Origin of the sequence: Psychroserpens algicola (assembly GCF_014526325.1) — a bacterium.
GTDB classification, from domain to species: domain Bacteria; phylum Bacteroidota; class Bacteroidia; order Flavobacteriales; family Flavobacteriaceae; genus Psychroserpens; species Psychroserpens algicola.
On the sequence record NZ_JACNMJ010000002.1, the window covers coordinates 1 to 12608 of the forward strand.

The 12608-nt window shown below is 36.2% G+C and carries 4 protein-coding genes; 2 read left to right on the plus strand and 2 right to left on the minus strand.

Going from position 1 to position 12608, the window contains the following annotated elements:
* Both H7350_RS05865 and H7350_RS05870 read right to left on the minus strand, forming a co-directional pair.
* The coding region (locus H7350_RS05865; protein ID WP_204344970.1) for an HYR-like domain-containing protein at positions 1–9278 on the minus strand (9278 nt) is incomplete at its 3' end.
* Between the two features lie 31 nt (positions 9279–9309).
* On the minus strand, positions 9310–9759 hold the full coding sequence (locus H7350_RS05870; protein ID WP_204344971.1) for a hypothetical protein: 450 nt from the start codon (positions 9757–9759) through the stop codon (positions 9310–9312).
* A gap of 310 nt (positions 9760–10069) precedes the next feature.
* Here H7350_RS05870 and H7350_RS05875 point away from each other — a divergent pair, with 310 nt between their 5' ends.
* Both H7350_RS05875 and ppk1 read left to right on the plus strand, forming a co-directional pair.
* Positions 10070–10555, plus strand: a complete 486-nt coding sequence (locus tag H7350_RS05875) for a SixA phosphatase family protein (RefSeq protein WP_204344972.1) — start codon at positions 10070–10072, stop codon at positions 10553–10555.
* The gene (gene ppk1, locus H7350_RS05880) at positions 10555–12606 is read left to right on the plus strand and encodes a polyphosphate kinase 1 (RefSeq protein WP_204344973.1); all 2052 of its coding nucleotides are present in this window, start codon (positions 10555–10557) and stop codon (positions 12604–12606) included. The genes H7350_RS05875 and ppk1 overlap by 1 nt, the downstream gene beginning before the upstream one ends.
* Positions 12607–12608 lie beyond the last annotated feature (2 nt).

A 12608-nucleotide genomic window follows, 5' to 3' on the forward strand; every position in this document is an offset into this window, starting at 1 on the left:
GAAGTGACCTGACCAGTAAAATCTGTATCACATGCATCAGCAGCACAAGCTTCAAGTGCAGCAATATTGTCTGCATTCCATGCATCAGCAAGCGATTCATTATCAGTGTCAGAACATTCTAAAGTTGTGTTTTCAACCGAACATCCCGATAAATCAGGAACTACAGTATCCTCAAGGGTTAACGTCGCTTCTAAAGTAGTCGCATTTCCGCAGTCATCAGTAATCGTATAGATGACAGCAATTGTTCCACCTTGACCACAAGTTGAAACCAAGTTCGTGTACGCATAATCCGAAGTCACCTGACCGTTAAAATCAGTATCACAAGTATCAGCACCACAAGTTTCAAGCGCAGCAATGTTCGCCGCATTCCAATCGTTAGCTAATTGTTCGTTATCATCACCAGAACATTCGATAGATTGATCAGTTACAGAACAGTTATCTAAATTTGGAGGTGTGGTATCTTCAAGGGTTAACGTCGCTTCTAAAGTAGTCGCATTTCCGCAGTCATCAGTAATTGTATAGATGACAGCAATCGTACCACCTTGTCCACAAGTTGAAACCAGGTTGGTGTATGCATAATCCGAAGTCACCTGGCCGTTAAAATCGGTATCACAAGTATCAGCACCACAAGTTTCAAGTGCAGCGATATTAGCAGCATTCCAGTTGTTAGCCAATTGTTCGTTATCATCACCAGAACATTCGATAGATTGATCAGTTACAGAACAGTTATCTAAATTTGGAGGTGTTGTATCTTCAAGGGTTAATGTCGCTTCTAAAGTAGTCGCATTTCCGCAGTCATCCGTAATTGTGTAGATGACAGCAATCGTACCACCTTGACCACAAGTTGACACTAAGTTTGAATATGCAAAATTAGAAGTGACCTGACCATTAAAATCAGTATCACAAGTATCAGCACCACAAGTTTCTAGTGCAGCAATGTTAGCTGCATTCCAATCGTTAGCCAATTGTTCGTTATCATCACCAGAGCATTCGATAGATTGATCAGTTACTGAGCAGTTATCTAAATTTGGAGGTGTTGTATCTTCAAGAGTTAAAGTTGCAGTTAATGTTGTCGCGTTACCACAATCATCTGTAATGGTATAAATTACAGTGATGGTTCCACCTTGACCACAAGTAGACGTAAGATTTGTGAATGCATAATCAGATGTTACAGTAATTCCTAAATCATCCGCACAGTTTTCTAATGCTGAAATATTAGAAGCATTCCAATCGTTAGCTAATTGCTCGTTATCATCACCAGAACATTCAATTGACATGTCTTCAACAGTACAGTTAGATAAATCAGGAATCGTCCCATCATCAAAGGTTAATGTTGCAATTAATGTCGTTGCGTTTCCACAGTCATCTGTAATGGTATATGTTACATTTAATGTTCCACAAGGACCACATGTAGTATTTAAGTTATTAAAGTCATAGTCAGAAGTGACCTGACCAGTAAAATCTGTATCACATGCATCAGCAGCACAAGCTTCAAGTGCAGCAATATTGTCTGCATTCCATGCATCAGCAAGCGATTCATTATCAGTGTCAGAACATTCTAAAGTTGTGTTTTCAACCGAACATCCTGATAAATCAGGAACTACAGTATCCTCAAGTGTTAAGGTCGCTTCTAGAGTAGTCGCATTTCCACAGTCATCAGTAATCGTATAGATAACAGCAATTGTTCCACCTTGACCACAAGTTGAAACCAAGTTCGTGTACGCATAATCAGAAGTCACCTGACCGTTAAAATCGGTATCACAAGTATCAGTACCACAAGTTTCAAGTGCAGCAATGTTCGCCGCATTCCAATCGTTAGCTAATTGTTCGTTATCATCACCAGAACATTCGATAGATTGATTAGTTACAGAACAGTTATCTAAATTTGGAGGTGTTGTATCTTCAAGGGTTAATGTCGCTTCTAAAGTAGTTGCATTTCCGCAGTCATCAGTAATCGTATAGATGACAGCAATCGTTCCACCTTGACCACAAGTTGACACTAAGTTTGAATAGGCGTAATCAGAAGTGACCTGACCGTTAAAATCGGTATCACAAGTATCAGTACCACAAGTTTCAAGCGCAGCAATATTAGCCGCATTCCAATCGTTAGCTAATTGTTCGTTATCATCACCAGAACATTCGATAGATTGATCAGTTACAGAACAGTTATCTAAATTTGGAGGTGTTGTATCTTCAAGTGTTAATGTCGCTTCTAAAGTTGTGGTGTTGCCACAATCATCTGTAATCGTATAGATAACAGCAATCGTACCACCTTGACCACAAGTTGACACTAAGTTTGAATAGGCGTAATCCGAAGTGACCTGACCATTAAAATCAGTATCACAAGTATCAGCACCACAAGTTTCAAGTGCAGCGATATTAGCCGCATTCCAATCGTTAGCTATTTGTTCGTTATCATCACCAGAACATTCGATAGATTGATCAGTTACTGAGCAGTTATCTAAGTTAGGAGGTGTTGTATCTTCAAGTGTTAATGTCGCTTCTAAAGTAGTCGCATTTCCACAGTCATCAGTAATCGTATAGATAACAGCAATTGTTCCACCTTGACCACAAGTTGACACTAAGTTGGTGTACGCATAATCAGAAGTCACCTGACCGTTAAAGTCTGTATCACAAGTATCAGCACCACAAGTTTCAAGTGCAGCGATATTAGCAGCATTCCAGTCGTTAGCCAATTGTTCATTATCATCACCAGAACATTCGATAGATTGATCAGTTACAGAACAGTTATCTAAATTCGGAGGTGTTGTATCTTCAAGGGTTAATGTCGCTTCTAAAGTAGTAGCATTTCCACAGTCATCAGTAATCGTATAGATGACAGTAATCGTACCACCTTGTCCACAAGTTGACACTAAGTTTGAATAGGCGTAATCCGAAGTGACCTGACCATTAAAATCGGTATCACAAGTATCAGCACCACAAGTTTCTAGTGCAGCAATGTTAGCTGCATTCCAATCGTTAGCTATTTGTTCGTTATCATCACCAGAACATTCGATAGATTGATCAGTTACCGAACAGTTATCTAAATTTGGAGGTGTCGTATCTTCAAGGGTTAAGGTAGCTTCTAGAGTCGTTGCATTTCCGCAGTCATCAGTAATTGTATAGATGACAGCAATCGTTCCACCTTGACCACAAGTTGAAACCAAGTTGGTGTACGCATAATCAGAAGTCACCTGACCGTTAAAGTCTGTATCACAAGTATCAGCACCACAAGTTTCAAGCGCAGCGATGTTTGCCGCATTCCAATCGTTGGCTAATTGCTCGTTATCATCACCAGAACATTCGATAGATTGATCAGTTACTGAGCAGTTATCTAAATTTGGAGGTGTTGTATCTTCAAGGGTTAAAGTTGCAGTTAATGTTGTAGCGTTACCACAATCATCAGTAATCGTATAAATTACAGTGATGGTTCCACCTTGACCACAAGTAGAGGTAAGATTTGTGAATGCATAATCAGAAGTTACAGTAACTCCTAAATCATCCGCACAATTTTCTAATGCTGAAATATTAGCTGCATTCCAATCGTTAGCTAATTGCTCGTTATCATCACCAGAACATTCGATAGATTGATCGGTTACAGAACAGTTAGATAAATCAGGAATCGTCCCATCATCAAAGGTTAATGTTGCAATTAATGTCGTTGCATTTCCGCAGTCATCTGTAATGGTATATGTTACATTTAATGTTCCACAAGGACCACACGTTGTATTTAAGTTATTAAAGTCATAGTCGGAAGAGACCTGACCAGTAAAATCTGTATCACATGCATCAGCAGCACAAGCTTCAAGTGCAGCAATATTGTCTGCATTCCATGCATCAGCAAGCGATTCATTATCAGTGTCAGAACATTCCAAAGTTGTATTTTCAACCGAACATCCCGATAAATCAGGAATTACAGTATCATCAAGTGTTAAAGTCGCTTCTAGAGTAGTCGCATTTCCGCAGTCATCAGTAATCGTATAGATAACAGCAATTGTACCACCTTGACCACAAGTTGAAATCAAGTTCGTGTACGCATAATCAGAAGTCACCTGACCGTTAAAATCGGTATCACAAGTATCAGCACCACAAGTTTCAAGTGCAGCAATGTTCGCCGCATTCCAATCGTTAGCCAATTGTTCGTTATCATCACCAGAACATTCGATAGTCGTATCAGTTACAGAACAGTTATCTAAATTTGGAGGTGTTGAATCTTCAAGGGTTAACGTAGCTTCTAAAGTAGTTGCATTTCCGCAGTCATCAGTAATCGTATAGATGACAGCAATCGTACCACCTTGACCACAAGTTGACACTAAGTTGGTGTATGCATAATCAGAAGTGACCTGACCATTAAAATCGGTATCACAAGTATCAGCACCACAAGTTTCAAGTGCAGCAATATTAGCAGCATTCCAATCGTTAGCCAATTGTTCGTTATCATCACCAGAACATTCGATAGATTGATCAGTTACAGAACAGTTATCTAAATTTGGAGGTGTTGTATCTTCAAGGGTTAATGTCGCTTCTAGAGTCGTTGCATTTCCGCAGTCATCTCTAATGGTGTATACAACATCAATAGTGCCACCTTGTCCGCAAGTAGAAGATAAATTTGTATATGAATAATCAGAAACTACAGTAATACCCAAATCATCTGCACAGTTTTCAAGCGCAGCAATGTTCGCTGCATTCCAATCGTTAGCTAATTGCTCGTTATCATCACCAGAACATTCGATAGATTGATCGGTTACAGAGCAGTTAGATAAATCAGGAATCGTTCCGTCATCAAAAGTTAGAGTAACTGTAACAGATGAAGCATTACCACAATCGTCAGTTACAGTATACGTTACGTTTAATGTACCACAAGGTCCACACGTAGAGTTTAAGTTATTAAAGTCGTAATCAGAAGTCACTTGACCTGTTAAATCAGTATCACATGAATCTGTAGCACAAGCTTCTAAGGCAGCAATATTAGCCGCATTCCAATCATTTGCTAATTGTTCGTTATTAGTGTCAGTACACTCTAATATTGTATTTTCAATAGAACAGTTAGATAAGTCAGGAGCTATAGTATCTACAATCGAGATAGTTTGCGTACTAGAAACCGTATTACCGCAATCATCAGTTGCTGTCCATGTTCTTGTAATTGTCTCTGTATTTCCACAAGCCTCAGCAGATGTATCAACATATGATACTGTAGCATTTCCGCAGGCATCTGTCGCAGTAGCATTACCCGTATTTGTAGGATCAATACTATCATTACATTCAATAGTAATATCTGAAGGTAACGTTAGGATTGGGTCTGTAGTATCTTCAATTGTAATAGTTTGAGTTTCGGAAACTGTATTACCACAGTCGTCAGTAGCTGTCCATGTTCTAGTAATTGTCTCCGTATTACCGCAATCAGCAACAGAAGCATCTGTATAGGTTACAGTTACATTTCCGCAGGTATCGCTAGCAGTAGCATTACCTGTATTTGTAGGATCGATACTTTCATTACATTCAATAGTAATATCTGCAGGGACATTAAGTGTAGGTTCACCAGTATCTTCAACAGTAATTGTTTGTACATCAGAAGCTACATTTCCGCATTCATCAGTAGCAGTCCATGTTCTAGAAATAACTTGTGTATTTCCACAGTTAGAAACTGATGTATCTGTATAGTCAATAGTGACGTTACCACAATTATCGGTAGCTGTCGCTGTTCCAGTATTTGGTGGATTAGTATCTTCTCCACATTCTCTGATTTTATTCGTAGGAATAGTTATCACAGGAGCCGTAGTGTCGACTACAGTAATGGTTTGAGCATTAGAAGTTTCGTTACCACAATCATCAGTAGCTGTCCATGTTCTCGTAATTATTTGAGTGTTACCACAGTTTGAAACAGAAGTATCAGTATAGTTAATAGTTACATTTCCGCAAGTATCAGTTCCAGTTGCTACACCTGTTTGTGAAGGATCGGTACTTTGACCACATTCAATTGTAGTATCAGCTGGGAGTGTAAGTGTTGGATTAACCGTATCAACTACAGTAATGGTTTGGGTGTCCGTAGCAGTATTGCCACAGTCGTCAGCTAGTGACCAAGTTCTTGTAATAGTAAACTGATTATCACAACTTCCTGCTGTAATAGCATCTGTATATGTCGCTTGGAAATCTGCAGATGACGACGTACACGCATCGAACTCATCTGTTACATCACCAACAAGGGTTAAGTCATCGGCATCTTGGTTACATTGAATTGTAATATCTGCTGGAGTAGTAAACGTTGGAGCCGTAGTATCTTGTACATTAATAATTAAAGTTCTAACAGTTTCATTACCACAATCGTCTGTAGCAGTCCATGTTCGTTCTAAAATATAATTGTTATCACAATTACCATCGGTTCTTGTCTCTTCAAAAGTTACAGTAGCATTACCACATTCGTCTGTAGCTGTAAGTGTTTCTGCGGGTTCTAATTCACTACATTCGATAGTAATTTCATCAGTTGTTGTTTCAGGATTTGTATAATTAGAAATACACGTAAATTCTATGTTGTGTTGTCTACCTGATCCAGAAACATTAGCTCTTCTAGCAACAACACCTAATCTAAATCTATATGAACTCGAATTGGTATTTCTTGTAGTAATATTTGATTGAGGATTAACACTAGTCACACCATCATATTCGGTTGTACCAGCGGTCGCAACAATCCATGAACCTTCTTCGGTAATTGTTAAATCTGTAGGGTCATTAACCGTATAACTTGAGGTAAATTGAGTCCAGTTAACTTCTCCATAATTACTACCACCATCAATATCATTAAAGTTTGTATAAAATTCTGGTAAACTTACTGGGTCACCAGTCGTTGCATCGACAAAATCAATTCTGTATTCAGTATAAGCTCTATCTCCAATATTTGTTAAGCTAAAAGCAGTTCTTGGCTTAAGTGCATTTGGTCCTGAAGAGTTGTCATCTAGTACAGGAATAGTTGTATTAAAAGTCTCTACAATGGTCAATAAGGCATCAATATTAGTCGACACATCACTAAACCTAAACACTTCACCTTCAAGAAATGTAGTGTTGTCATTGTCTCCAGATTCTTCCTGGTAATTATTAAATGATAAAACAGGAACATTGACACAAGACGGGATATCGTTATTAGCATCTGATGGGAAGCCAACAAGAGTTGGTCCTACAGTATCTTCGATTGTAAACGTAGCTGTTGTTTCGGTTGTATTTCCGCATTCATCAGTAGCTGTAAAAGTTACTGTAGCAGAACCTGTTTCTCCGCAGCCATCTGTAAGTCCGCTAAAATTGTTTGACCAAGTTACATTTCCGCAGTTATCAAAAGCAGAAGCACTTCCATTAGAAGTTAGCCAGTTGTCTAATGCTTCTTGACTGTTTTCATTACATTGAACAGTTAAATCAAAAGCGTTTGCATCGAGAGTTGGAGGTGTAGTATCTTGAATAAAAATATTTTGAACATAAGTTTCTATAGTAACGCCACACTGATCGGTAAACGTCCATGTATTAGTATAAGAACCGTTGTAAGGACAGCCTGGTTCAGCAACAAAATTGCCCGAAGTTTTAGTTAGATTAAAGTTACAGATCGTTGTTTCAGGTTCTAGGTTTTGCGCATTATTAATGGCAGAAGTATCAGAACATTCGATAATTCTATCTAAAGCACCAGGAGCTGTAGCCCATGCTACAGTTGGTTGCACAATTTCTACTTCGATTGGAAGTAAGTCACCAACATTACAGTCTTTTATAGAAGCAGAACTGACTGTTGTTTGTAAGCTTGGGTTTTGAACACCATTATAGGTGGCTGTAAACTGAAATTCAAATTCTAAATCACAATTGGTCTCAAGAAAATAGCAGTCGTCCTGTAATACGATTTCAAAATCTAGTTCTACATTATTACCTCCAACGTCAAACATGCCATCGATAAAATTGAAAACTAATTCTCCAGTAGAATCATTAAATGAATAGGTAACGCCAGAAGGTAAGTTGTCAGCTATAACATTACTTACCTGAGGTGGCAATGTAGCAGCCATAGAAAAATTAACAGCATTATCATTCCCGCTATTTACAATATCCATTGAGTAACCAATGATATCACCTGGATTTGCTGGGTCTGTTCCAGATTCCATTACAATGTCTATTGGAGCCAGGTTAGGAGCCCATACATCAACAGAAAGTCCAACAAGGTATAAACCATAAGTTTCTTGGTTAGATGTTAAACGCAATGTAGCAGAAGTTTGGTTATTTGTTATAAGGTTTTTTGACGCATTAGCAAGCGGGAAAACCGCTGCATCAAAACCTAATGTATTTAAGCTTTTAGGGTTTCTGTTTATAAAATTGGCATTGCCAACTGTAATACGGCTATTGAAAAAGTTATCACTCGATCTCTGAGGTGCAGAAATAGGTACAAAATTATTAGATGTATCTCTTATTAAAAGTTGATCACCAGATAAATCGCGATCACCTTCCAAAGACCCAATAACAACATTTGCACTCACATCACCAATAGGAACTGTTTGAAAACCATTAAATGTAATATCAAAATTATTGACAGCACTTGTCACATTAGCATAACCATCAAATAGACTAATATTTTTAGATGGTAATTTAGGACTTTCATAAACAAATACGATTTGCCATCCTCCAGAAGTACCAATGTTTCCACCACCATGACCTGTAAGGCTTCCTGTTTTAGCTTCTACATTAGCTACTTGGTATTTTCCAAATGGGTCGCCTAAAGCTTGAACTTGAGCAGTTATATCTTTGTAGCATACATAAGGGTCATTGTTGATATGAACGAGTTCATCACGTCCTCTATATATAACATTATCTGCCGATAAATTTGAGTAAGTCGTTTGACCAGGTAACATTAATTTGATGTTACTATATATCCAGCCTGGTTGATTTTCAGAATTTACATCATTAGTAGGTTCTCTATCTGCTGCTGCCCAATACAAATAAGCTTTTTTAATGGAAAGACACTCTAAATTTGGTGCTGGGTTACTCAGGTTTGCACTACTAGAATTAAACGTTGAAGCATCATTATCAATATCGACATAAACATTATCGCTAAAGTTATGATTTCCAGAAGATCCGTCATAGTCTCCAGTTGCCGATCTAGAAAGCATATTATTGGCAATCATAGTCACATCTCCTTGAACCGTTTCGTTGAATCTAGCATCGAAAGCGTCTAAAACTTGAGCATTGATAAAATAGCCACAACACAATACTAGTAGTAGGGCTATTTTTTTATTGGTATTATGATGAATAGCAGTTTTCATAAATACGTTTTGAGTTTAGTAATAACTATTTCTAGTTAAATTTGGATGGATCTGGGATTAATGATTTTATTAAAATCGCATTGCTTAAAATAATACTATTGTCATTGATTGCTTGAACTTCGATGCAATTCCATTTGTCTACTGGCGTGTTATCTGGTCTAGAAATTTTTAAATAAAACTCTAAAGTTTCATTAGAGCCAAGAGTTATATTAGTTAATTCAGTAGTTTGAGTACTATCTAATATAGTTTTATTTAATGTTACTTGTTGTTCAGGTGGAATATTTGTACAACTAATATCTTTAGCTGAAATTTTAAACCCTTCAGTATCATCAGAAATATTTGTTATTGATAGAAAGTAAAACCTAACAGACTCTGTGTTAGGTGCATCTGCGCCTTCCTCAATTTTTAAATCCAATGGCTGTTGACCATACGTATAGAGCGTAGCCAGAAAAACCAGCATTAGCAAGGTAATTTTTTTCATAGAGTAAATATTTTAAACTATATTAATTCGCTTAGCGATGTAAATTAAAAAATAAAAAAACCTGATTTATGCTTGTTAGGCTTCGTCAGAAATTCAATAATAAATGAGGGAAGAACATTGGTAACCAATGTTTGGTAAATGGATATATTAATATATTTTTGATTTGGGGTCATTAAACATTAATTTAACTGAACAAATGAACTGATTACTAATTCTTTTGACAAATTTAAATGATAAAGAGGGCAAAATAATCGTTAAAACGGAATTATGCAACATTTTATCGATAAAATTTGCATTTAATCGAATATAAATGAAAAAAATTGTACTTATTAGACACGCGAAATCGTCTTGGGAACACCAAGTAAGCGACAGAGATAGACCACTAAAAAAGAGAGGATTAAATGATGCCAAATTAGTGTCTCAAGCATTTAAAACAAACGATTTTGAACCTGATGCTGTTTTTTCTAGTCCTGCAAACAGAGCATTGACCACATGTAAAATTTTTATGGAAAATTTAAATATTGATTTAAATCGTATCACTATTGTAGAAGATTTATATGATTTTGGAGGGGAAAGTGTCGTAAATTTTTTGAAAGGACTACATGATGGTTATGAAAATGTTATGATTTTTGGTCATAATCATGCATTCACATCTATTTGCAATATATTTGGCGATACTTTTATTGATAATTTGCCAACCAGTGGATTGGTCGTCTTAAAAATGAATATAAATTCATGGAGTGATTTATCAAAAGGTATTACAGAATTAACTATTTTTCCTAGAGATTTAAAATAATGACAAAAGATAAGAATACCTATGTAAATAGGGAATTGAGCTGGCTTCAATTTAATGAGCGTGTTTTACAAGAGGCTGCAGATGAAAGTGTACCGTTAATTGAACGCTTTCGTTTTTTAGGAATATTTTCTAATAACTTGGACGAGTTTTTCAAAGTACGTTATGCTACAGTAAAACGTATTGATGAAGCTGGAAAAGGAGGTAAGAGTGAGTTGGGTATCAAAGCTGCCGACTTGCTAGAAATTATAACTCAGGTAGTAATAAAACAGCAAAGCCAGAGTTTAGACATTTTAGAGAATATTCAAAAAAAACTTGAAGGCGAAAACATTTTTATTATTGATGAAAAAGATGTTGATGAAGATCAGCATAAATTCATAAAAAATTATTTCATTCAACAAGTAAGTCCTGCTTTAGTTACTATCATTTTAAATGATATAGTAGACCTTCCGCATTTAAAAGATAGTGCAGCCTATTTGGCTGTAAAAATGGAATTAGATAATGATTCTAAGCAATTTGCACTCATAGAAATTACCAAATCTATGGATCGATTTGTCGTTCTTCCGAGTAAAGGTGACAAGTGCTATATCATGATATTAGATGATTTACTGCGCTATTGTTTGGATGATATTTTTAATATTTTCAATTATACCAGCATCACTGCAAATATGATTAAAATTACACGTGATGGTGAACTGGATTTTGATAGTGATTTGAGTAAAAGTTTTATTGAAAAAATTTCCGACAGTGTAAAAGACAGGCAAATTGGCGAACCTGTACGCTTTGTGTATGACAAAACTATTGATGAAGAAACCTTAGAATATTTAATGACTAAAATGGGAATCGATTCTAAAGATAGTGTCATTCCTGGTGGACGATATCACAATAGAAGAGATTATATGGGATTTCCAAGTCTGGGCAGAAACGATTTATTGTATAAAAAAATTGATCCTTTAAAGGTGAAAGGCTTGAGTCTAGAACAAAGTATATTTAATACAATAGCAAAAAAAGATTATTTATTACATACACCATATCAAACCTTTTCTTATGTCGTAAAATTTTTGCGTGAGGCTGCCTTAGATCCTCAGGTAAAAACTATAAAAATTACGATTTACCGATTAGCTCAAATTTCCCACATTGCAAGTTCACTTATAAATGCTGCAAAAAATGGTAAAAAAGTAACCGTTGTTATTGAACTTAGAGCTCGTTTTGATGAACAAGCCAATATCGATTATGCAGAGCAAATGCAAGACGAAGGTGTTAATATGCTGTTTGGGGTTTCAGGCCTGAAAGTGCATAGTAAAATATGTGTCATTGAGCGTGAAGAGGAAAATTCACTAAAACGTTACGGATTTATAAGCACAGGAAATTTTAATGAATCTACAGCAAAAATTTATACCGATTTTACTCTGTTTACAGCCAATCAGAAAATTTTAAAAGATGTTAATAAGGTCTTTAACTTTTTCCATACTAACTATAGAATTCATCGCTACAAGCATATTATTACCTCTCCGCATTACACAAAGTCAAAATTATTTGCCTTAATAGATACCGAAATTGACAATGTAAAAAAAGGTAAGCCAGCTTTTATAAAACTGAAATTGAACAGTATTTCAAGTTATAAAATGATTGACAAGTTGTATGAAGCTAGTAGAGCAGGTGTCAAAATACAGATGATCGTCAGAGGTATTTGTTGTTTAGTTCCCGGAATTAAAGGTATGAGCGAAAACATTGAAGTGATTAGTATCATCGATAAATTCTTGGAACACACTAGACTATATGTGTTTTGCAATGACAACGACACAAAGGTCTATATTTCTTCGGCAGATTGGATGACCAGAAATATCGAAAACAGAGTTGAAGTAAGTTGTCCGATATATCAAGAAGATATTAAGCAGGATTTATTAGATATTTTCGATATTTGTTGGAGTGATAATGTTAAAGCAAGAATCATAGACGAAAGTCAAAATAATGATTATCGTAAAAACAACAATCCGAAAGTAAGGTCCCAATTTGCACTTTACGATTATTTTGAAGATAAACTGAATTCTTAATT